The organism is Geothrix fermentans DSM 14018 (assembly GCF_000428885.1).
Lineage (GTDB): Bacteria > Acidobacteriota > Holophagae > Holophagales > Holophagaceae > Geothrix > Geothrix fermentans.
In genome coordinates, this window is sequence record NZ_KE386810.1 from 166733 (window position 1) to 188360 (window position 21628).

The window sequence follows — 21628 nt, forward strand, 5'->3', positions numbered from 1 at the left end:
CGGGGACCTAGGCCAGCGCCAGATCGCGGCGGGCGGCCGTTTCGAGCTCCTGGAGCGCCTGGTCCACCCAGGCGGCCTCCTGGGCTTCCACCATGAGGCGGAGCTTGGGTTCCGTGCCGGACCAGCGGACCACCTGGCGCACGCCCTCGCCCCACCGGGCATCAATGGCGGCCATGGCGGAGAGCAGGTCCGGGCAGGCTTCCAGGTCGCGGCGGTCCTTGGCGACCACGTTCACCAGGCGCTGGGGCCAGGGGCGGAAGGCCCAGGCCCAGCGGCGGTCGGCGGGCCGGTGCAGCAGGGCGCGGAGGATGCCGAGGGCGGCGGCCATGCCGTCCCCGCTGGGGCCCACGCGCTTCTGGATGAGGTGGCCGGAGGCCTCGGCGGCCAGGTCCCAGCCGCGCCGGGCCATCTCCCGCAGCAGGAACTTGTCGCCCACGGGGGTGCGGACGAAGGGGATGTCCGCGTGGGCCAGGGCCTGGGCCAGGCCGCCGTTGGTCATCACGGTGCCCACCACGCCCGGGGGGACGTCGCCGCTGGCCTTGCGGTCCTGGGCGAGGAGCCAGACCATCTGGTCGCCGTCCACCAGATCGCCCTGGCCATCCACGAGCAGGCAGCGGTCCCCATCGCCGTCGAAGGCGATGCCCAGCTGGGCGCCCCGGGCCACCACGGCCGCGGAGAGGGTGTTGAGGTGGGTGGAGCCCACGCCCACGTTGATGGAGGGACCGTCGGCGGGCACGCCGATCCAGTGGATGGACTCCCCGCGGAAGAGCTCCTGGGCGGCTTCCGCCGTGGCGCCATGGGCGCAGTCGATCACCACCCCGAAATGGCGGGGGAGATCGATGCCGCCCAGGTGGGCCAGGTAGGGCTGGAGGTCCAGGCGCCCCGCAGGCGCCGAGACGGTGGTGGGCTCGGGGATGGCGTCGAAGGCGGCCTCGATGGCCTGCTCCTGGTCCTCCTCCAGCTTCTCACCCAGCTCGTTGAAGCCCTTGAGCCCGTTGTCCTCGGGGGGGTTGTGGCTGGCGGAGATCATGAGGCCCCAGGTCTTCTCGCCTTCCGCGCTCAGCTTCGCCACGTTCCAGGCCACGGCGGGCGTGGGGGCCATGCCCAGGATGAGCACCTTCAAGCCCATCCCCAGGCCCAGGATGAAGGCCTCGGACATGGGCCCGGAGCTGGACCGGGGATCCCAGCCGACCACCATCCGCTTCACGCCGGCCCCCCGGGCCACCTGGGCCCAGGCGGCACCCCAGCGGGAGACTTCTTCCAGGGTGAGGGGGGAGCGCAGGGCGACCCCGCGGATGCCATCGGTTCCGAAGTAGCGCAGACTCATGCCGCCAGATTAACCGATGCTCCCGGCCGATGTTCAGGCCGAGGCTCAGGCCAGGGCGTGCGTCCGGAAGACCCGGTATCCCCAGGCCATGGCCTCCGCGTGGGCGGCGGCCGTCAGGGCGTCGCGCTGGAGGGGGGGCAGGCCGGGCTCGGCGGCCTTGAGGGCCAGGAAGCGCTTGCGGGAAATGCCGATGCAGACGCGGTTGGCGGGCCAGGCCAGGGCCTCCGGCAGCCGCGGCAGGGCGTTCCAGAGGGCCAGATCCTCGGCGAAGGTGGTGCCGAAGCCGAAGCCCGGGTCCAGCAGCACGCGGTGATCATCGATGCCGGCTTCCCGCAGGCGATCGCGGACCTCGAGCAGCTCGGCGGCGGCCAGGGACGCATCCTTCGGGGCGGGATCATCGTAGGGGGGCATGAGGAAGCCCTCGCCCTGGAGGCGGCTGCGCATCGCGATAAGGCCGCAGGAGGAGCCGCCGGCCAGCTCCAGCATGGCGGGATCGGACAGGCCGGCCACGTCATTGATGACGCAGATCCCGGCCTCGAGGCCCTTCGCGGCGACGGCGGCATGGCGCGTGTCCAGGCTGAGGGGGATGTGGGGCAACGTCTCCCGCAGCGCCGCCAGCACCGGTTCCAGACGGCCCCATTCCGTGGTGGCATCCACAGCCGCGGATCCGGGGCGGGTGCTTTCGGCGCCGAGGTCCAGCATGCGGGCTCCGGCGGCCACGAGGCACCGGGCCTGGGCCAGGGCCGCCGAGGGATCCAGGTAGCGTCCCCCATCGCTGAAGGAGTCCGGTGTCAGGTTGAGAATGCCGAGGAAAAGGGGACCGCCCTCGAGGAGCGGTCCCCATCGGAACGGTGCGGGCCTCACGCGGGCTTGAGGGCGGGATTCAGGCCGGGATCGGTCTTGGGCCCTTCCACGGTGGCCGGGGCGGACGGCGTGCCGCCGTTCTTGGGCGGGGGCAGGGTGCCGCCCTTCATGAGGATGTCGATGTCCCCGCCGTCGAGGGTCTCGCGCACCAGGAGGGCCTCGGCGATGGCCACCAGCTTGTCGCGGTGGGCCTCGATGGCGGCCTTGGCGCGGCGGTAGTTGCGGAGGACGAACTCCTGCACCTCCACGTCGATGAGGCGTGCGGTGTCCTCGGAGATCTCGCGGTGCTGGGCGAAATCGCGGCCCAGGAAGACCTCGTGCTGACCGCCGCCGAAGTTCAGCGGGCCCAGCTTGTCGCTCATGCCGTATTCCGTGACCATGGATCGGGCCATCTCGGTGGCCTGCTGGATGTCGTTGGCGGCGCCGGTGCTGAGCTGGTTGAAGAAGATCTCCTCGGCGATACGGCCGCCCATGGCGATGGCGATACGGCTCTCCATGTAGTCCCGGGTGGTGTTGTAGCGGTCGGTCACCGGCAGCTGCCAGGTGACGCCCAGGGCGCGGCCGCGGGGGATGATGGTGACCTTGTGGAGCGGGTCGCTGTCGGGCACCACGTGGGCGACCACCGTGTGGCCGGCCTCGTGGTAGGCGGTGATGCGCTTGTCGGCCTCGGTCATGACGAGGCTGCGGCGCTCGGCGCCCATGTAGACCTTGTCCTTGGCGTTCTCGAAGTCGGCCATCTCGACCCACTTCTTGCTGCCCCGGGCGGCGGTGAGGGCGGCCTCGTTGCAGAGGTTGGCCAGGTCCGCGCCGGCGAAGCCGGGGGTGCCGCGGGCGATGACTTCCAGGTCCACGTCGGGGCTGAGGGGGATCTTGTCCGTGGTGTGCACCTTCAGGATCTCGTGGCGGCCCTTCACGTCGGGGCGGTCCACCACCACGCGCCGGTCGAAGCGGCCGGGGCGGAGCAGGGCGGGGTCCAGCACGTCGGGGCGGTTGGTGGCGGCGATGAGGATGACGCCCTCGTTGCCTTCGAAGCCGTCCATCTCGACCAGCAGCTGGTTCAGGGTCTGCTCGCGCTCGTCGTGGCCGCCGCCCAGGCCGGCGCCGCGGTGGCGGCCCACGGCGTCGATCTCATCGATGAACACGATGCAGGGGGCGCTCTTCTTGGCCTGCTCGAAGAGGTCGCGCACGCGGCTGGCGCCCACGCCCACGAACATCTCCACGAAGTCGGAGCCGGAGATGGAGAAGAACTGCACCTTGGCCTCGCCGGCGATGGCGCGGGCCAGGAGGGTCTTGCCGGTCCCCGGAGGGCCCATGAGCAGCACGCCCTTGGGGATCTTGCCACCCAGCTTCACGAACTTGGCGGGATCCTTCAGGAACTCCACGATCTCCTTGAGCTCCTCCTTGGCCTCGTCGCAGCCAGCCACATCCGCGAAAGTGACGCGCTTGGCGCTGCTGGAGAGGCCCTTGGCGCGGGCCTTGCCGAAGCTCAGGGCCTTGTTGCCGCCCATCTGGGCTTGCCGCATGAACACGAACCAGAGCACGACGAACACGAGCAGGGGCGCCCAGAACATCAGCACGTAGGCGAAGTTGTTCTCGCTGGGCTTGGCAGCCTTGAACTCCTCCAGCTGGCCCTCGGTCTTCCAGCTGAGGATGACCTTGCCCAGGTCCTGCATGGGGGGGGCCACCGTGCGGAACTTCTCGATGACCTCGCCGGTCTTGGCGTTCTTCTCCGGCTGCTTGTAGGTGCCCTCGACGTCGAAGCCGGAGAGGGTTACGGACTTGTACTTGCCTCCCACGCCTTCGGTGTAGAAGGTCGAGAAGGGGATCTCGATCTGGCGGCTGTTCTGGGGGATCTGGCGGAAGGCCAGCACCAAGAGGGCGATGATGCCCAGCCAGACCAGCACACTCTTCATCATGGAATTCAAAGGGTCACTCCTTGGGGCCTTCGCCCGGGTGGCCCTCCAGTGTACTAGGCCCCGGAAGGCAGCTGAACCTTAGATGCACGAACCCGCCGTCTGGTTCAGTGTCCAGACGGAAATTCCCCCATGATGAAGGCTTACGGCCCTTTTCGAGGCGCGCGGCGAGCCAGGGAGCGAGCCCCCGCAGCAGGGCCGCTTCCCGCGGCCAGCCCAGGCGCCGGAAGGCTGTTTCCAGGGTCCAGCGCAGCTCCGGCTCCGTCCATGGGCCTCGCTTGAACGTGACGGCGCCATCGGCAATGGACCACCGCGATCCCTCCCAGCCCGCGATCAGCGCATGGGCCAGGCCGGCGGCCTCCTCGGCCTGGAGGTGTGTCTCGAACAGGTGGCGGTCCAGCTCCGGGGCCTCCTTCCGGAGGCTCGCGAGGATCGGCCGCCAGCGGTTCCGGGCCGTGAAGGGCTCGGCGTTGGTGGCATCCTCCCGCCAGGGAAGGTTCCGTGAGGCCAGGTAGGCGCGCAGGTCCGCGCGGCGCGTCTCCGCCAGCGGCGACCAGCGCAGGCCCTGGCGGGGCGCCAGCGGACGCAGGCTGCCCAGCCCTCCGCCCCGGGCCAGGCGGAGGAACACCGTCTCCGTGTGGTCGTCCAGGGTGTGCCCCGTGGCCACCGCGGAGGCGCCGCACTGGTCGGCTTCCTGTCGGAGCCAGTCCCACCGCAGCTCGCGGGCGGCCATCTCCAGCCCCTGGCCGCTGGCCTCGGCATGCGCCCTCACGCCCAGGGAGGCCTCCGCGAGGTCCAGGTCCATGGCCCGGCAGAGGCCGCGCACGAACTCGGCATCCTCCGGCGCTTCGGGCCGCAAGCCGTGGTCCGCGTGGGCCACGCTCAGCTCCAGGCTCAGGCTCTTCCGCAGGGTCCAGAGCAGCGCCAGCAGCGCCACCGAGTCCCCGCCCCCCGAGCAGGCCACCAGCACGCGGCCATGGACGCCATCGCCCCGGCGCTGGATCTGCGCGAGGAGGTCGGACTCGAAGCGGTTCACGCCGGGGATTCCAGCCGGACCACCGTGTCCAGCAGGGCCTTCGGCACCGGCCGGTCACACCAAAGCGCCTCCGCCCACTCGCACATGCGGAGCGAGCCCCAGTGCATGGCCCGGCCGACCACGCCGCGGCGGAAGGCGGGGTGCGCGATCCGGGTGACGGGTTGGGAGGGGTCCTGGTTGAACTGACTGCCGAAGGCGTCGAAGGCCGCCATGCGGCGCTCCCACACGGCGCTCACGTCCACCAGCAGGTCCGGCTGGCCCGGGTTCTCGCCGCCGGCCCAGGCCACGGCCTCGGGCCGCCAGGGCGTTCCCTCGCAGGGATAGTTCTTCAACCCGGCGTAGTAGGCGGCCTCCCGGGCCAGGCGGTGGGCGCGGCGGTGGTCGGGGTGCCGGTCGTCCGGCGCGGGGAGGATCAGCACCCGGGGGCGCAGCCGGCGGATCTCCGCCATGAGGCGCAGGCGGTAGTCCTCCTCCTCCGTGAACCGGCCGTCGGGGAAGTCGAGGACGGTCCGCGGCACGCCGAGGATCCGGGCGGCCTCCTGCGCCTCGGCGCGGCGCGTTTCGGCGGTGCCGCGGGTGCCGAGGTCACCGCTGGTGAGGTCCAGGATGGCGGCCTTCATGCCCCGGTCCGAGGCCAGGGCCAGGAGGCCTCCCACATGGACTTCCACATCATCGGGGTGGGCGCCCAGGGCGAGGATGTCGAGGTCGTGGTTCATGGTCCCTCCACCAGGATCACGGATGCGGCGCCGTCCATGCCGGCCAGGATGCGGTCGAGCAGGGCCTCGTCCCGGAGCCAGCCGAGGCCCGGCAGCACCCGCTCCTGGGGCGCGCCGAAGGGGAAGAGGGCTTGGCGGAGGCGCTCGGGATCCCCCCCCAGGGCACCGGCGGCGGCCTCCCGGTGCAGGCGGCGGTCCAGCTTCGCCAGCCGTTCCCGGGTGCGGGCCTGCTCGCGCACGAAGCGGGCCTGAAGCGCCTCGGGCCAGCCGCGATCCGGCTCTGTCGCCTGGAACCGGGCCGTGGGCAACGGGCCGGGCCACTGGGCCAGCCGGTCCCAGGCGCCCAGTCGCAGGGCGTCCAGCTGTCCGGCGGACACCCGGAACCCGCGCGGCACCACGAAGACGCTGGGCCGCGGGAGGATGTCCGGCGCGGGGAGTCCCACCTTTTCCCAGAGGGGCTCACACAGGCGCCAGTAGGCCCGCTCGGAGGGACCCAGCACCACGGCGGCCACGGGCAGCATCAGCGACTGCATCAGGGGACGGATGGCCGCGCCCGGGCTCAGCCAGCGTCCCGCGGGCAGGGGCGCGCCGGGGTCGAGGCGCTGGCGCAGGCCCGTGCGGGGATCCAGCGAGAACCAGGCGGCCTGCACGCGGGGATCCAGGGGCAGGGGGGACCCCGCAGCCTGCAGCTGGTCGGCCTGCCTCACCAGCAGCGCCTCGAGATCCAGGGCCCGCCAGCGCTCCAGCTCCGCCTGGGCGGGCTCGCGCACCGCGGGATCCGTGGGCGAGAAGGGGCGCAGGCCCCGCGCCCAGAGGGGGGTCCCAAGCGCCAGGGCGTGGCCCCGGAGGGTGGGCTCCTGGGGCTCCGGGAGGGCGCCCCACAGCCCTGCGGCCTGGGACTGGTGCTCCGGCGTCCAAGGCAGCCAGCCTGTGGCCGTTCCGGCCCGGGCCTCGAAGCGGAAGCGATGGCGGACCAGGCGGCCGTCCTCGATTCCCGCCACCGAGGCCACCTCGGCACGGTCGTGGTCCTCGTCGGCCAGCCAGTAGACGGCCTCGGCATCCCGGCGGCGGGCCTCCGCCAGGGCCGCCAGGGCCTTGGCCACGGACAGGGCGGGGCTCCATCCGGCGCCGATCTGCTGGCCGGTGGCGATGACAGGTCTGGGACTCACCGCCTTCCCCCTCTGTCCGCTGCGGGCCTTCCTGGTTGGCGCATCGTACCCATGGGCCCAGCCTAACCGAATCTGCCATGCTCGACGGCATGTGGAGCGTGGCGCCCTGGATCCCCCCTGCCTCTCCGGATCTCGCGGTGCTCGCCATGGAGGCCGCGGACGAGGAGGGGCTCCCCTCCCTGCGCGCCTGGCCCGAGGTCCGGAACAGCGGCATCGGATTCGGAGCGCTCCCGCCCTTTCTCTGCTGGACGGGAGAAGCGGGAGGGCACTGGCACCTGGTGCTCCTCCAGGCCCGGGAAGCCGGTGCCCTGGTGCCCGGGGCCCGCATGGAGCCCCTGCCCGCAGGCTGGCTCGAGGCGCTGGACCTGGGGGCCCTGGCCCGTCCCCTGGCCCGCCATCCGGCCTTTCCGGGCGGCGCCTCGATCCATGTGGTCCACCTGCCGGGCGGAGAGGCCTTCCGGGTTCGCACCTTCGGTTCGGCGGCCCCGGATCTGGTTGCGGAGGTCCTGAAACGCACCAGTCACATCCAGAGCTGGCATCAGGCCGATTAGGTTCTTCGGGAGCGCCCCATGCTGACCCTCGACTTCTCCACCTTGAAGGAAGCCATCATGGCCGTGGCCCTGGGCCTGATGATGGGCCTGGAGCGGGAAAGCAGCGGCCTGGAGCGGACCCGGGAAAGCCAGGAGGCCCTCCAGCGCCGCGAGTCCGATCAGATTGGGATCCTCCATGGCGCCCTGGGCGCCCGGACCTTCGCCCTGCTGACGCTGCTGGGCTGGATCTCCGTGAAGGCCGGGGGTGACGGCCTGGCCCTGCCCATCGCCGTGCAGGCCTTCGCCGCGATCCTGATCGGCCTCTTCTACCACCAGACCAGCTCGCCGGACCGCGGGCTCACCACGGAGGTGGCCGCCCTGGCCGCGCCGCTCCTGGGTATGCTCCTCACCCGGGATGCGCTGCTGGCGGTGGCCGTGGCGGTGATCGTCACCCTCCTGCTGCTCTCGAAGCCCTGGATCCGGGCCTGGATCCCCCGGCTGCACCGCGAGGACCTGACGGCCGCCATGCAGCTCCTCATCGTCTTCGCCATCCTGCTCCCCCTGCTGCCCTCGAGGACCATGGACCCCTGGGCTGTCCTCTCTCCGAAGAAGGTGGGCTGGATGGTGGCCCTCATCGCGGCGGTGGACTTCCTCGGCTACGCCCTGAACCGGGTGCTGGGCTCCCAGCGGGGCGCCGTGGCCACGGGGCTGGTGGGGGGGCTGGTCAGCTCCACCGTGGTCACGGTGTCCATGTCCAGGCAGGCCAAGGAGGATCCCAGCCTCCGGGAACCCGGCCAGGTGGCAGTCATGCTGGCCTGCGCGGTGATGGGCATCCGCGTGGCCATCCTTGCGGGCGTCGTGGGCGGCCCGGGCCTGTTCCGCGCCCTCCTGTTCCCCATGGTGGCCATGGTGGTGACGCTCCTGGGGGCCGCATGGTGGACCTACCGGTCGGGCGAACGGCAGAGCCCCACCCCCGAGGACATGCCCCTGCGGAACCCCTTCCACCTCAAGCGGGCCCTGGGCTGGGGGTTGGCGCTGGCCACGGTCCTGCTCGCCTCGGCGGCCGCCCGCGCCTGGTTCGGGGACCGGGGCCTCCTGGTGACAGCGGGCCTCTCCGGCGTGGCGGACGTGGACCCCATCACCCTCGCCGTGAGCAGCCAGCTGAACAGCACCGGCCTTCCCATGGGCACGGCGGTCCTGGCCATCGTGCTCGCCATCTCCGCTAACACCCTCGCCAAGGCGGCCTTCGCCTGGATCTCCGGGGGGCGGGCCTTCGGCCTGCGCCTGACGGGCATGCTCACGGCCTCGCTGGTGGCGGCCCTGGCGATGGTGGCCCTGAATCTGTAGAAGCTACTTCCCGCGGTTGCTCATGCGGGTGTGGGCCACGCCGCTCTTGCCCTGGGGGCGGGCCGAGGCCTTGACCACGGGCTTGGGGTGGGCGTCGGCCTTCGGCTTTCCGGTGCTGGCCACGGAGGCAACCGGCTTGTCCGCGGCCTGGACCTGCTGGAGGAGATCGGCGGGGACGAGGGGTTTGTTCATGTGGCGCTCCTGATCTCCGATTCTAGCGCAGGCTGCCAAGCCCTCCCGCGGGGTGGATGTGATCGCCCTCAAGCCTCGAAGGCGGGCGCCGCGGTTAATCTGGCCCGAGGCGGGGCGCGGCTCAGGCCTTCCGGGGAGGGCGGATCATGGTGGCGGTGACGGGGAATGGCACGGTGGAGGCGAGTCTCGCCGCCTTCGACGCCTGGCGGGAAGCTTCCCGGATGCGACGCCGAGGCCTCATCGAGGCATGGCTCTGGCAGCTGGGCGCGGCGCGGGAGGATCTGGCCCGGCTGCTCACCCAAGAGACGGGCAAGCCCATCACCCTGGCCCGGGGCGAGGTGGGGCGCGCGGAGGCCACCCTGCGGGCCACCGCCGAGGCCCTGGGCACCTTCGGCGAGGAGGCGGTGCCCTACGACCTGATGGCCGGGGCCGAGGGGTGCCGCGCGGTGCTGCGGCGCTTTCCCGTGGGGCCGGTGCTCGCCATCACCCCCTTCAACTTCCCCGTGAACCTGGCCGTCCACAAGCTCGGGCCGGCCCTGGCCGCCGGATGCAGCGTCATCTGGAAGCCCTGTCCCCAGGCGCCCGGGACCTCGGCGCGCCTCTGGGAGACCTTCGAGGCGGCCCGCCGGCAGGTGGAGGCTCCCGAAGGCCTGCTCCAGCTGGCCGATCCGGATCCCGCCGCCGCCGAGGCCCTGGCCCGGGATCTCCGCATCGCCGCCGTGAGCTTCACGGGCTCCGAAAGGGTGGGGCGCCACCTGGAGCAGGTGCTGGCGGGCAAGCGGCTGCTGCTGGAGCTGGGCGGCAACGGCGCCGTGGTGGTGGATGAGGGCGTGGATGCGGCGGCCGTGGCCCGGGCCGTGGCACCCGCCGCCGTGGCCGGGGCGGGGCAGAGCTGCTCCAAGGCCCAGCGGATCTACGTCCACCAGGCCCTGTGGGACTCCTTTGCTGCCGCGTTCGTGGCCGCTGTGAAAGCGCTGCCCGTGGGCGATCCCATGGATCCGGCGACGGTGGTCGGGCCCCTCATCGATGAGGCCACCGCCCGCCGCATGGACGCAGGCCTGGACCGCGCAGTGGCCGCGGGGGCGGAGGTGCTCCTGCGCGGGTCCCGGCAGGGCGCCCTGCTGCCGCCGGCCATTCTCGCGGGCCTGCCCGAGGACGATCCCTTCCAGTGCGAGGAGGCCTTCTCCCCCATCACGGTGCTGACGCCCGTGGCCAGCTTCGAGGAGGGCCTGGACCGCGCCGCCACCACCCGCTATGGCCTGCGGGCCAGCGCCTATAGCCGGGACCAGCGGCACCTCCGCCTGGCGGAGACGAAGCTCCGGGCCGGAGGGGTGCTGCTCAACCTGCCGCCCACCTTCCGCCTGGATGCCGCCCCCTTCGGCGGCGTGCGGGCCAGCGGCAACGGCTTCGAAGGTCCCCGCTGGGCGATGGAGGGCTTCACCGAAGGCCGCCTCATCGTCGAAGGCCCGGCCCTGTAAGATTCCCCCGGAGCCGAACCCATGTCCCTGTCCATGCCCTTCCGTCCCGGTGACCTCGTGGTGGTGGTGCTGCACTCGCCCCGGGAGCGGGTGTGGGGGCGCATCCTCGGCCTCGAGGCTTCCGGCGTGGCCATCCGCGGCCTGGACCTCGCCCCCTGGAACGAGGTGCTGGGTCTGGTGCGCTCGGGCCAGGCCGACCAGGTGGCCCTCGGGACCCGCTTCCTCCCCATGCACCGTGTCGAGACCCTCTACCTCGACGAACCCAGCTCCGGCGCCCCCAGCCTTGCGGATACGTTCTGCGAGCGCACGGGCCAGGACCCTCACGCCTTCCTGGCGGATCCCCCCTCACCCCCGTCCCGACACCGGAGGAACCCATGAGCCACGCCAACCACGCCCGCTGGATGGCCCGATTCCGCGAGCGCGCGAAGGTCCTGAAGCGCCACATCGTCCTGCCCGAGGGCCGGGACGACCGGACGCTCCAGGCGGCCCAGTTGCTCCTGGACCAGAACCTCTGCCGCCTCACGGTGCTGGGCGACCCCGCCGACATGGCGAAGCGGGGCAAGGCCCTGGGCCTGTCCCTGGCAGGGGCCAAGCTGGTGGATCCCGCGGCCAGCCCCCTCTTCGCGGATCTGGCCGGCGCCTACTTCGAGCGGCGCAAGGCCAAGGGCATCACCGAGGCCCAGGCCCTGGAGGCCATGCACAACCCCCTCTGGTTCGGCGCCATGATGGTGCAGGCGGGGGCCTGCAACGGCATGGTGGCCGGGGCGCTGAACACCACCGCCGAGACCGTGCGGGCCTGCCTCCAGGCCATCGGCGCCGCGCCGGGCATCAAGACCGTCTCCAGCTTCTTCATGATGATCCACCCCGATACGGCCTTCGGGGAGCAGGGCGCCATGATCTTCGCGGACTGCGGCGTGGTGCCGGATCCCACGCCCGAGCAGCTGGCGGACATCGCTTTGGCCTCGGCAGAGAACGCCCGCCGGGTCATGGACGTGGAACCGCGCGTGGCCCTGCTCAGCTTCTCCACCCGCGGCTCCGCCGAGCACGCGAAGGTGGACAAGGTGCGCGCCGCGCTGGCCCTCATCAAGGAGCGGGCCCCGAACCTGGCCGTGGACGGCGAGCTCCAGGCCGATGCGGCCCTGCTGGCCTCCGTGGGCCAGCGGAAGGCGCCGGGCTCCCCCGTGGCGGGCCGGGCCAACGTGCTGGTCTTCCCGGACCTGGATGCCGGCAACATCGCCTACAAGCTCACGGAGCGCCTCGGCGGCGCCGTGGCCCTGGGCCCGCTGCTCCAGGGCCTGGCCCGGCCCGCCAACGACCTGAGCCGCGGCTGCAGCGCCCAGGACATCGCGGATGTGGCGGTGTTGACGGCCCTCCAGTGAAGCGGCTCGCCTTCTTCATCTCCGGCACCGGCGGCAATGCCCTGAACCTGCTGCGGGCCTGCCGCGAGGGGCGCGTGCCGGGCCTCCCGGTGCTGGGGCTCGCCTCCAGCGCCAAGGCCGGGGGCATCCAGCGCCTGGGCGACGAAGGCCTGCCCATGGCCGTGATGGTCCGCAGGGACTTCGAGTCCGACGAGGCCTTTTCCGAGGCCTGCTACCAGGCGGCGGAGGAGGCGGGTGCGGAGGTGATCTGCCTCTGCGGCTGGCTGAAGAAGCTGGCTGTCCCGCGCCGCTGGGAAGGCCGCATCCTCAACATCCACCCTGGCCTGCTGCCGCGGTTCGGCGGCCCGGGCATGTACGGCATGCACGTCCACCGGGCCGTGCTGGAGGCCGGCGAGGCCGAGTCCGGCGCCACGGTCCACCTGGTGGACGCGGAGTACGACCATGGGCGGATCCTCGACCAGCTGCGAGTGCCGGTCCGCCCGGGCGACACCCCCGAGGACCTGCAGAAACGGGTCTACGCGGCGGAGATGGAACTGTACCCGAGGGCCCTGGCGGCATACCTTACACTGCTGGCATGATCCCCCTCCTCACCGCCGACGAGATGCGGGCCGCGGAGCGCCAGGCCATCGAGGGCTGGGGCGTTCCTTCCCTGGTGCTGCAGGAGCACGCGGCCCTCGGGGCCCTGGCGCTGCTTCCCGTCGGGCAGCCGATCCACGTGCTGGCCGGGCCCGGCAACAACGGCGGAGACGCGTTGGCCCTGGCCCGGCTCGCCCGCCTGGAAGGCCGGGAGGTATCGGTGTGGTCGCCCTCGGCCCAGCCCGGATGGCGCGACGACGCCGCCCACCAGGCCCGCCTCTGGAAGGGGCTGGGCGGGGAGATCCGAACCTCCTCGGCCCCGATGGAGGCCATGGCTGTCTGGCGCGGGTGGGTGGTGGACGGGCTCTTCGGCCTGGGCACCACGCGGCCCCTGGAGGGTCCCGCCCTGGCCTGGGTGCGGGCCCTGAACGCCTCGGGCCTGCCGGTGCTGGCCCTGGACCTGCCCTCGGGCCTGGATCCCAGCTCGGCGGAGATCCCCGGCGAGGCCGTGCGCGCGGCCCGCACCGCCTGCTTCGGGTTCCGGAAGGTCTGCCACGGCCTGATGCCCGCCCGGGAGGCCTGCGGCGAGATCACGGTGGTGCCCATCCCGCTGGACCGGGTTCCATCGGCGGCCATCCAGCTCCTGGAGCGCCCGGTGCTTCCCGCCCGGGCCTGGGACGCCCACAAGGGCAGCTTCGGCCACGTGGCCATCCGTGCGGGCAGCCCGGGCATGAGCGGCGCCGCCGTGCTGTCGGCCCTCGGCGCCCTGCGGGTGGGCGCGGGCCTGGTGACTGTGCTCACGGATCCCGAAGTGCGGGCGGAGGTGGCGGCCCAGGTGCCCGAGGCCATGGTGAGGTCCTGGCAGGGGGCGGTGACCGTGGAGGCCGATGTGCTGCTGGCGGGCCCCGGCGGCATCGCCCAGGTGCCGGATTGGGACGGCCCCCTGGTGCTGGACGCCTCGGCCTTGCAGGAGGGGGAGGGGCGGCGTTGGATGGAGCGGCCAGGCACGGCCATCACCCCCCATCCCGGCGAGTTCGCGCGGCTGTTCCGGCTGCCCCGCCCGATGCTGATGGACGAGCGTCTGGCCCAGGCCCGGCAGGTGGCCATGGGCAAGCCGGGAGTCCTGCTCCTCAAGGGGGCCCAGAGCGTGCTGGCCGGCGGCGCCCGCGAAGACCTGTGGATCAATCCCACGGGCCACCCCGGCCTCGCCACCGGCGGCAGCGGCGATCTGCTGGCGGGCATGGTGGCCGGCTTCCGCGCCCAGGGCCTGCCCATGCGCGAGGCCGTGGCCGCCGCGGCCTGGTTCCACGGGGCCGCCGCCGATCTTCTGCCCGGGCCGGGCCTGCTGCCGCGGGACCTGGCGGACCAGCTCCCGGGGCTGCTGCGTGGCTGAACGCTACCTCGCCGATGACACTGCCACCGAGGCTCTGGGCGAGGCCCTGGCCCGGATCACGCCCCCCGGCGGCACCTGGCTGCTCCACGGGGAGCTGGGGGCGGGCAAGACCACCTGGACCCGGGGCTTCCTGCGGGGGTTGGGCGGCGACCCGGACGAGGTGGCCTCGCCCACCTACGCCGTCCTCCACCGCTACGCCCTGCCGGCCGGCCGCCTCTTCCACCTGGACCTCTACCGGCCCGGCCCCGAGGGTGCCTGGGCCCTGGGCCTGGAGGAGGCCATCGGGCCGGAGGACCGGCTGGTGGTGGAGTGGGCGGGGCAGGACGGGCCCTGGCCCTCTGACTGGGTGGCGGAGCTGTCGCTGACCTCGGAGGGCGAGGGGCGGCATGCCGAATGGACACTGCCTGGCGAACCCTCCGGGCGATGATGGGGCATGAGCCTCCCCCTGATCGCCTCTCTCTTCGCTGGTACCGCCGTCATCCTGGCGGTCTGGGCGGCCCTGCGGCGGCCTCCGGTGGACCCCGCCCCCTTCGAGGACCTGCGGCGCCATGCGGAGGAGCTGGCTTCGAGGAACCGCGCCGAGTCCCACCAGGCGCTCGCCGCCCAGATCCGGCCCCTGGCGGCGGAGCTCGGCGAGCTGCGTGCGGCCCAGGCCGAGCGGCTGGCGGAGGGCTTCCGGCAGCTCAGCGCCGCGGTGCAGGAGGCCCTTCGCGCCTCCCGGTCCGAGCAGGGGGCCCAGCTGGGCCTGGTCCAGCAGCAGGTCCAGCAGCGGCTCGACGCCATCCAGGCTTCCAACGAGGCGAAGCTGGAGCAGATGCGCCGCACCGTGGACGAGAAGCTGCATGAGGCCCTGGAGAAGCGCCTGGGCGAGAGCTTCAACCAGGTGGCCCAGCGGCTGGAGCAGGTGCAGCGGGGGCTGGGGGAGATGCAGGGGCTGGCCCAGGACGTGGGCGGCCTGAAGCGGGCCCTGACCAACGTGAAGGTCCGGGGCGTCCTGGGCGAAGCCCAGCTGGGGGCCCTGCTGGAGCAGTTCCTGGCGCCGGGGCAGTACCAGGCCAATGTGCGCGTGCGGCCCCGCTCCCCGGAGGTGGTGGAGTTCGCGGTGAAGCTGCCCGGGCCCGAGGAGGGCGGCCATGTCTGGCTGCCCATCGACGCCAAGTTTCCCCTGGAGGACTACCAGCGGCTCAACGAAGCCTACGAAACCGGGGACCTGATTGCCGTGGAGGCCGCGGGCAGAGCCCTGGAGAACCGGCTGCTCTCCCAGGCCCGCGACATCCGCGACAAGTACATCGCACCGCCCCTGAGCACGGACTTCGGCCTGCTTTTCCTGCCCTTCGAGGGGCTGTACGCCGAGGCCCTGCGGCGTCCGGGCCTGCTGGAGCGGCTCCAGCGCGAGTGCCGGGTCACGATCGTGGGCCCCACCACCCTCACGGCCTTCCTCAACAGCCTCCAGGTGGGCTTCAAGACCCTGGCCATCAGCCGCCAGACCAGCGAAGTCTGGAAGGTGCTGGGGCAGGTGAAGGCGGAGTTCGGCCGGTTCGGCACGGCTCTGGCCGCGGTCCAGAAGAAGTTGGAGGAGGCCAGCGGCAAGCTGGGCGACGTGGCCGCCCGGCGGGAGCAGATGGAAAAGAAACTGGCGGGGGTGGAGTCGGCGCCAGAAGCCGATGCGGTGGGCCTGGCCGCAGAATCGCCGGATCAATCTATGCCTGGTTTATCCAATCTCGAGGAATAATTCACTTCACAAATCCCAGGATTGGCTTAGGATACGGCCCATTCCGGGGGTGTAATGCTGAAGGGCCGGGAGCGTCACGGTGCGGGCGAGGTGATCGCCGTGGACAGGAACTATGTCCCGATGCAGGAAGTGAGCCGGCGGCGGGCCCTCTGCGCCGTCGTGGCGGGTCGGGCCCATGTCCTCAATCCGGCCACCTTCGAGCGGCACCGGAATCTGGATGGGAGTCTCGAACTCATCATTTTCCCGCACGCCCAGGCCTGCAGTGATTCCAAGCTCCTCATCGGCCGCCTGGAGCGGCGCGTGCTCCGCCGGGACCACTACCTCTGCCAGTACGAGGGGTGCCAGAGGAAGGCCACCACCGTGGACCACGTCATCCCCCTGTGCCAGGGCGGATCCACCACCTGGCAGAACCTGGTGGGCTGCTGCCTGCTCTGCAACCAGACCAAGGGCGGCCGCACGCCCGACCAGGCCGGGATGGTCCTCAAACGCCAGCCCAAGGGCCCCCGGGCCCACCTCTTCGAGCGCTTCGAGGAACTGCTGAAGCGGGCCAGCGCCGCCTGATCAATCCGCCAGCGCCCGCGTCTTCAGGAACAGTTCCGCCCATTCCCGGGCCGGGTCGCTGCGCCGGGTGATGCCGCCGCCGGTCCAGTAGGTGAGGGTATCCCCCGCGATCTGGGCGGTGCGGATGGGCAGGGCCAGGTCCAGGTCGCCGCTGGGGGCGATCCAGCCCAGGGCCCCGCAGTAGAAGCCCCGGGGCGCGGCTTCGGTGCGGGCCAGGTGCCCGCAGACCGCATGCTTGGGGGCGCCGGTGACGCTGCCGCCGGGCAGCACCGAGCGCAGCAGGTCCGCCAGGCCCAGCCCCGGCCGGGCCTCGGCTTCCACGGTGCTGACCAGGTGCTGCACGGTGGGGTAGGGCTCCACGGCCATGGGGCGGGAGACCCGCACGCTGCCGGTCCGGGCCACACGGCCCAGGTCGTTGCGCACCAGGTCCAGGATCATGGTGTGCTCGGCCCGCTCCTTGGGATCCGCGGCCAGGGCCTCCGCGGCCAGCCGGTCCCGCTCCCCGTCGCCGGTGAGGGGGATGCTGCCCTTGATGGGCTGGGACCAGATCCGGTCTCCCCGCCGGGCCAGGAGCCGCTCCATGCTCAGGGAGAGGAGGTGGAGCTCGCCCAGGTCCAGCAAGGCGCCGAAGGGGGGACGGGCCCGGGCGAAGGCCCGGCAGGCCAGCTCCACGGGGTCACCCTTGAATGTGCAATCAAAGGGAACACAGAGGTTGGCCACATAGAACCCGCCCTCCAGGATGCGCTCCCGGATCTCCTCCACCGCGGCCCGATGCTGGGCCTCGGTCCAGCGGGGCCGGAGGGTCAGGGGGGCGTGCGCCCGGTCCGCTTCGGGGGAAAGGAGGGCCTCCCAGGTCGGATCGGGTGGCGCCTCCTCCCAGGACCACAGCTCGGCCTGCCCTACCTGGACGTGAAGGGCCCTCTGGAGGCCCCGCCAGTGCTGGCCGAGGGCGCCGGGGGGCAGGGCCTGGCGGGGGAGGGCGGCCTCGTCGCAGGCCAGCTCGAAGGTGGCGGCGCCGACCCAGGGGCCCGGGTGCTCCCGCTGGACCCCCTCCAGAGCCTCCCAGGGGGACCCGGGGCGGGGGAGGCCATCCCGGGTGGTGGTCCAGGCGGCCCCGGACCACCGGGAGGCCAGGACCGGCCCCCCCGGGAGGCCCAGGAGCGCCTCGCCCGTGGTCTCGGTGTGGAGCCAGGCCGCGCCCCGGTCCAGGAGGGCGCCGGCGCAGGCGGGCCAGGGCCCGGGAAGGGGGAGGGGCCGGCGGTGCCGGGGGGCGAGGTCCATGGGGACATCATCCCATCGGATGCTGGAACCTACTCCATTGGCTAGTGTTGAAAAAGTTGCAACTAATAAATTGCCAGGCTGTGACAAATAGCGACGAAAAACAGGCTTTTCTTTTTTTCCATCAGGACCTAGGCTCTTGGGCCAGGAGGAACCTCCATGCCTTCAGTGGATATCAGCTCTCAGACCGGAAAGGACTTCGCCGGAGATGCCTTGATCGTGCCCGTGTTCTCGGGGCGCGAACGCCATCGCCTGCCGCTTGCCATCAGCAAGGTCGCGCGCCAGGTGATGGACGAGGAGGATTTCAAGGCGGACTATCTCGAAGTTGTGCCGCTGCATCATCCCAATGGTGTCAAGGAGAGCCGCTGGATGGTGCTGGTCGGCCTGGGCGATGAAGAGAAGGTGACGCTCAACAAGATCCGCAAGGCCGTGGGAACCGCCGGCCGCTTCTGCCTCAAGAAGAAGTGGAAGAAGATCGGCGTGCTGTCCCCGTCCACCTCCACGCTGGATCACGACGCGGTGCAGGATGCCGTGGCCGAGGGCACGCTGCTCGCGAACTACGATTTCGTGGCCTTCAAGGGCGGCAAGCCGGAGGCGAAGCAGTTCACCTCCATCGAGATCTTCACCAACGGAGACGACACGCGGAAGGCGCGGCGCAAGCTGCCCGCGATCGAGGCCGGCGTGGCCGCCTGCCATCGCGTCCGCGACCTGGCCAACACCCCCGCGGGCGATCTCTATCCGGAAGTGTTCGCGGAAATGGCGGTGAAGCTGGCCAAGCAGCACAAGCTCCACTGCGAGGTGCTGGACGTGCCGGCCCTGGAGAAGGGCGGCTTCCGCTCCGTGCTGGCCGTGGGCCAGGGCAGTGTCCGTCCCCCCCGGGTGGTGAAGCTCGAGTACAAGCCCAAGGAGAAGCCCAAGCGGCACGTGGTGCTCGTGGGCAAGGGCGTCTGCTTCGACTCCGGCGGCCTCTCCCTCAAGGACGCCTCCAACATGGAGACCATGAAGGACGACATGACCGGGGCGGCCATCGTCCTGGCCACGCTGGCCGCCTGTGCCCAGCTGGAGGTCCCGGTCCAGGTGACGGGCCTCATGGGCCTGGTGGAGAACATGCCCTCCGGCTCCAGCTACAAGCCGGGTGACGTCCTCCGCAGCCGCAGCGGCAAGACCATCGAAGTGCTGAACACGGACGCCGAGGGCCGGCTGGTGCTGGCGGACCTGCTCCACCATGCCGCCGAGCTGGGCGCGGACCACATCGTGGACCTGGCCACCCTCACGGGGGCGGCCCTCGTCGCCATGGGCGACGGCGTGTCGGCGGTCATGGGCACGGACCAGAAGCTGGTGGACCGGCTCCTGGATGCCGGGAGCGCCGCGGGCGAGCACCTCTGGCAGCTGCCCCTGGTGGAGGAATACGCCGAGCAGCTCAAGAGTCCGCTGGCCGACCTGAAGAACATCACCGGCACCCGCTGGGGCGGCACCATCACCGCCGGCCTCTTCCTGCGGGAGTTCGTGGGCGCCGCTTCCTGGGCCCACGTGGACCTGGCGGGCGGCTGGTCGGCCAAGGAGCGGGACTACCGCACCCACGGCGCCAGCGGGGAGGGCCCCCGGTTCCTCCTGGAATGGCTCATGGACTGACCTGCCGGGGAGACTTGGCCAAAGGGGGGCATCGCCCCCCTTTTTTTCAAATGGGTGAAGATATCCCTCTTGACCTCGGGGCTCGGATGGGGATTTATTGAGGACTGCCTTCAATCCACTGAGTTCCCAACCCCCTCGGAGTTCCCATGGAAGCGATGGAGACCCTCACCAAAGCTGACCTCTCCCGGCACCTGATGGAGCGGCTCGAACTGGGAAAGAAGGATGCGGATCTCCTGGTGAACACCTTCCTGGAGAGCATCATCGAGTCCCTCAAGACGGGCGAGGGCGTGGAGCTTCGCGGGTTCGGGAGCTTCCGCCTGCGGGACCGCCGGGCCCGGCAGGGCCGGAATCCCCGCAGCGGCGAGAGCATCCAGGTGCCCCCGAAGCGGGTGGTCTATTTCAAGCTGGGCAAGGAACTTCGCAGCAAGCTGATCGACGAATAGCCGTTCAACCACCACCCCCCACGGAGTCCCCATGCGTTTCCGCAAGCTGCTCCTGGCCCTGATGGCCACCCTCGCTGTCGCGACCCCAGCCCTCGCCCAGAAGAAGCTCTCCAAGGAGGAGAAGGCGAAGCTTCCGCGCATCGCGATCCTCGAGTTCAAGGCCGCGCCGGACGCCTGGCACGGCTGGCGCTTCGGCGGCTGGGGCAACCAGATGGGCACCATCTCCAACCAGCTCCGCGACCTCTTCACCACGGAGATCATGGAGAAGGGCCGGGGCAAGATCCGGGTCATCGAGCGCGAGCGGCTCTCGGAGATCCGCGAGGAGCTGAATTTCCAACAGAGCGGGGAGGTGGATACCGCCACCGTCCAGAAGATCGGCAAGCTGCTGGGCGTGAAGTATGTGATGACCGGCAAGGTCACCCGCTTCGCCTACAAGGAGGGTGGCTTCGGCACCGGCTGGGGCGTGGGCGCCCTGGTGGGCAAGCTCACGGGCGACAGCACGGCCGGCGCCGTGGCCGGCAGCGTGAATGTGAAGAAGGCCTCGTTCACGGGCCGCCTGGACATCCGCCTCATCGAGGTGGAGACCGGCGAGATCCTGGGCGCCTGGAAGGATGAGGACAAGGTTTCCGACACCAGCGTGAAGGTGGCGGGCACGGGCGCCGAGGTCCAGTACGACGAGGAGCTGGTGAACAAGGTCTTCGAGCCCATCGTCCAGCGCATCACGCCCAAGCTGCTGCGCGCCACGGTGGCGGCCCACGACGAAGATTAGATCTTGGCGGCGCGATCCGCGGAGAAGGGGGCCCCGGCGGCCCCCTTCCTCGTTATTGGAACCAGGTGGTGGTGGCTTCGCGGATGGCTCCGGCGTATCCGGCCCCCAGCACGTCCGAGCAGTGCAGGTGCCAGGTCGGGACCTCGATGACCCGCCCCGAAGCGAAGTGCGCCGCCATGGCCCGCTGCACGGCCGGTGGCGCCAGGCGGTCCTGGGTGGCCAGGAAGCAGAGGCTGGGCGTGGCGAAGCGGGTTCCCTCCGCGCGCCGCAGCAGGTCCGTCTCCGCCGGATCGTAGCCGCCCATCCGGCCTGCGGCCCGGCTGGCGATGGCCCCGATGGGCGGGGCGAGGACGTGCCACCAGCGGTCCTCGGGGCCTCGCACCAGGCGCTCGGCGAAGCTCCGGCTGCTGGCGGGCGCCCCCTCCCAGATGAGGCCCGCGAGGGGGCCCCGGCCCTCCCGCTCCAGGTCCGCCAGGGCCAGCAGGCCCACGGAAGCGCCCAGGCTCCGGCCCATGAGCAGGATCCTCCGGCGGGGGATGCCCGTGGCCTCCAGGTGGTGGACGATGCGGACCACATCCCGGGATTCCTCAACCCCGAAGGTCACGGCGGGAGCGGGGGCGCCTCCTCGGAGGGCGTCATCCCGCCGGCGGTAGGTGAAGATGGCGGCATCGAGCCCCGGGAACCACTTCAGGGCCGGGCTGGTGCCCCAGCGGTCGTCGCCGAAGCCGTGGAGGAGCAGCACCACGCCCGGGGATGGCGCGGATCGGCGGAGCCGCCACAGCTGGAGACCGCCTACCTCCTCGCTGGACCAGGTTCCGCCGGGGTCCCCGTCCCCCCCTGCGGCGAGGTCGCGGTAGGTGGCCTCCACCCTCGCCAGGGGCACCGGATGGTAGAAGGGTGGGTCCACCAGCTCCCGGGCCACCCGCCAGGATTTCCACGCCACGAATCCCCCCAGGGCCAGGAGGGGCAGGGCGCCCAGGGTGGCCCAGCCGCGGGGCCTCACCAGTAGCCCGTGGTGATCAGGACCGGGAGGGCCGGATCCATCACCCGGCACTGGCAACTGAGCCGCAGGTCCGGCCCGGCCCCATGGCGGGCCAGGGTGCGGGCCTCATGCGCGAGGATGGGGCTCAGGTTCGAGCCCCCTTCCAGCACGGTCACCATGCATCGGGCGCAGGCACCCCGGCCCGAGCAGGCGGAGGCCACGGGGAGGCCCTCTGCCACGCAGCGGGCCATGAGGCTTCCCCTGCCACCGATGGCGAGGTCCGCCCGGTGGGTGCGGGCCACCAGTGCCAT

The 21628-nt window shown here is 71.7% G+C and carries 23 protein-coding genes; 13 read left to right on the forward strand and 10 right to left on the reverse strand.

Going from position 1 to position 21628, the window contains the following annotated elements; translation table 11 throughout:
- Positions 1-7 precede the first annotated feature (7 nt).
- The 6 genes from G398_RS0111265 to bshC are packed head-to-tail and all read right to left on the reverse strand — an operon-like array spanning position 8 to position 7025.
- Entirely contained in the window at positions 8-1327 is a 1320-nt protein-coding gene (locus G398_RS0111265; RefSeq protein WP_026853664.1) for a phosphohexomutase domain-containing protein, read from the reverse strand.
- A gap of 45 nt (positions 1328-1372) precedes the next feature.
- Positions 1373-2191, reverse strand: coding sequence for a dihydropteroate synthase (gene folP, locus G398_RS17970; protein ID WP_052571856.1), 819 nt, complete (start codon positions 2189-2191; stop codon positions 1373-1375).
- The gene (gene ftsH, locus G398_RS0111275; protein WP_245576303.1) at positions 2188-4104 is read right to left on the reverse strand and encodes an ATP-dependent zinc metalloprotease FtsH; all 1917 of its coding nucleotides are present in this window, start codon (positions 4102-4104) and stop codon (positions 2188-2190) included. The genes folP and ftsH overlap by 4 nt, the downstream gene beginning before the upstream one ends.
- 16 nt (positions 4105-4120) lie before the next feature.
- Positions 4121-5140 (reverse strand): tRNA lysidine(34) synthetase TilS, encoded by a 1020-nt coding sequence (gene tilS, locus G398_RS19780; RefSeq protein ID WP_052571857.1) that lies wholly within the window; start codon positions 5138-5140, stop codon positions 4121-4123.
- Entirely contained in the window at positions 5137-5856 is a 720-nt protein-coding gene (gene bshB1 / locus G398_RS17980; protein WP_043484872.1) for a bacillithiol biosynthesis deacetylase BshB1, read from the reverse strand. The genes tilS and bshB1 overlap by 4 nt, the downstream gene beginning before the upstream one ends.
- Positions 5853-7025: a bacillithiol biosynthesis protein BshC gene (bshC, locus tag G398_RS0111290; protein ID WP_026853666.1), complete on the reverse strand. Its 1173-nt coding sequence runs from the start codon at positions 7023-7025 to the stop codon at positions 5853-5855. Before bshC ends, bshB1 begins: the two co-directional genes overlap by 4 nt.
- A gap of 77 nt (positions 7026-7102) precedes the next feature.
- Between bshC and G398_RS0111295 the strand changes: the two genes are divergently transcribed.
- Both G398_RS0111295 and G398_RS0111300 read left to right on the forward strand, forming a co-directional pair.
- Positions 7103-7576 (forward strand): hypothetical protein, encoded by a 474-nt coding sequence (locus G398_RS0111295; RefSeq protein WP_026853667.1) that lies wholly within the window; start codon positions 7103-7105, stop codon positions 7574-7576.
- Positions 7577-7594: 18 nt separating this feature from the next.
- Positions 7595-8902 (forward strand): MgtC/SapB family protein, encoded by a 1308-nt coding sequence (locus G398_RS0111300; RefSeq protein WP_026853668.1) that lies wholly within the window; start codon positions 7595-7597, stop codon positions 8900-8902.
- 3 nt (positions 8903-8905) lie between these two features.
- Here the strand turns inward: G398_RS0111300 and G398_RS0111305 are convergent, their stop codons facing one another.
- On the reverse strand, positions 8906-9094 hold the full coding sequence (locus tag G398_RS0111305; protein WP_026853669.1) for a hypothetical protein: 189 nt from the start codon (positions 9092-9094) through the stop codon (positions 8906-8908).
- A gap of 146 nt (positions 9095-9240) precedes the next feature.
- Between G398_RS0111305 and G398_RS17985 the strand changes: the two genes are divergently transcribed.
- Genes G398_RS17985 through G398_RS19785 form a run of 8 tightly spaced genes read left to right on the forward strand, consistent with a single transcriptional unit; the run spans position 9241 to position 16213 of the window.
- Complete coding sequence (locus G398_RS17985) at positions 9241-10572, forward strand: aldehyde dehydrogenase family protein (RefSeq protein WP_052571858.1); 1332 nt, start codon at positions 9241-9243, stop codon at positions 10570-10572.
- Between the two features lie 21 nt (positions 10573-10593).
- Positions 10594-10950, forward strand: a complete 357-nt coding sequence (locus tag G398_RS0111315; RefSeq protein ID WP_026853670.1) for a hypothetical protein — start codon at positions 10594-10596, stop codon at positions 10948-10950.
- Positions 10947-11951, forward strand: coding sequence for a phosphate acetyltransferase (gene pta / locus G398_RS0111320; RefSeq protein WP_157492395.1), 1005 nt, complete (start codon positions 10947-10949; stop codon positions 11949-11951). The genes G398_RS0111315 and pta overlap by 4 nt, the downstream gene beginning before the upstream one ends.
- Positions 11948-12529 (forward strand): phosphoribosylglycinamide formyltransferase, encoded by a 582-nt coding sequence (purN, locus tag G398_RS0111325; protein WP_026853672.1) that lies wholly within the window; start codon positions 11948-11950, stop codon positions 12527-12529. Before pta ends, purN begins: the two co-directional genes overlap by 4 nt.
- Positions 12526-13920, forward strand: a complete 1395-nt coding sequence (locus G398_RS17990; protein WP_052571859.1) for an NAD(P)H-hydrate dehydratase — start codon at positions 12526-12528, stop codon at positions 13918-13920. Before purN ends, G398_RS17990 begins: the two co-directional genes overlap by 4 nt.
- On the forward strand, positions 13913-14347 hold the full coding sequence (gene tsaE / locus G398_RS0111335; protein ID WP_026853673.1) for a tRNA (adenosine(37)-N6)-threonylcarbamoyltransferase complex ATPase subunit type 1 TsaE: 435 nt from the start codon (positions 13913-13915) through the stop codon (positions 14345-14347). Before G398_RS17990 ends, tsaE begins: the two co-directional genes overlap by 8 nt.
- Positions 14348-14353: 6 nt before the next feature.
- On the forward strand, positions 14354-15652 hold the full coding sequence (locus G398_RS17995) for a DNA recombination protein RmuC (protein ID WP_052571860.1): 1299 nt from the start codon (positions 14354-14356) through the stop codon (positions 15650-15652).
- A gap of 54 nt (positions 15653-15706) precedes the next feature.
- Positions 15707-16213 carry an HNH endonuclease gene (locus G398_RS19785; protein ID WP_052571861.1) on the forward strand — a complete coding sequence of 169 codons (507 nt, stop codon included), beginning with the start codon at positions 15707-15709 and terminating at the stop codon, positions 16211-16213.
- Here the strand turns inward: G398_RS19785 and G398_RS22010 are convergent, their stop codons facing one another.
- Positions 16214-17494, reverse strand: a complete 1281-nt coding sequence (locus G398_RS22010) for a chorismate-binding protein (RefSeq protein ID WP_052571862.1) — start codon at positions 17492-17494, stop codon at positions 16214-16216.
- A 156-nt stretch (positions 17495-17650) separates the two neighbouring features.
- Between G398_RS22010 and G398_RS0111355 the strand changes: the two genes are divergently transcribed.
- The 3 genes from G398_RS0111355 (at position 17651) to G398_RS0111365 (ending at position 20335) form a co-directional block, all read left to right on the forward strand.
- On the forward strand, positions 17651-19123 hold the full coding sequence (locus G398_RS0111355) for a leucyl aminopeptidase (RefSeq protein ID WP_026853674.1): 1473 nt from the start codon (positions 17651-17653) through the stop codon (positions 19121-19123).
- Positions 19124-19269: 146 nt separating this feature from the next.
- The gene (locus G398_RS0111360; protein WP_026853675.1) at positions 19270-19566 is read left to right on the forward strand and encodes an HU family DNA-binding protein; all 297 of its coding nucleotides are present in this window, start codon (positions 19270-19272) and stop codon (positions 19564-19566) included.
- A gap of 31 nt (positions 19567-19597) precedes the next feature.
- Positions 19598-20335, forward strand: coding sequence for a CsgG/HfaB family protein (locus tag G398_RS0111365; protein WP_026853676.1), 738 nt, complete (start codon positions 19598-19600; stop codon positions 20333-20335).
- A gap of 52 nt (positions 20336-20387) precedes the next feature.
- Here the strand turns inward: G398_RS0111365 and G398_RS0111370 are convergent, their stop codons facing one another.
- Both G398_RS0111370 and G398_RS18010 read right to left on the reverse strand, forming a co-directional pair.
- The gene (locus tag G398_RS0111370; RefSeq protein ID WP_026853677.1) at positions 20388-21338 is read right to left on the reverse strand and encodes an alpha/beta hydrolase; all 951 of its coding nucleotides are present in this window, start codon (positions 21336-21338) and stop codon (positions 20388-20390) included.
- A complete protein-coding gene (locus G398_RS18010; protein ID WP_052571864.1) occupies positions 21335-21628 on the reverse strand; it encodes a 2Fe-2S iron-sulfur cluster-binding protein in 294 nt (97 codons plus the stop codon). Before G398_RS18010 ends, G398_RS0111370 begins: the two co-directional genes overlap by 4 nt.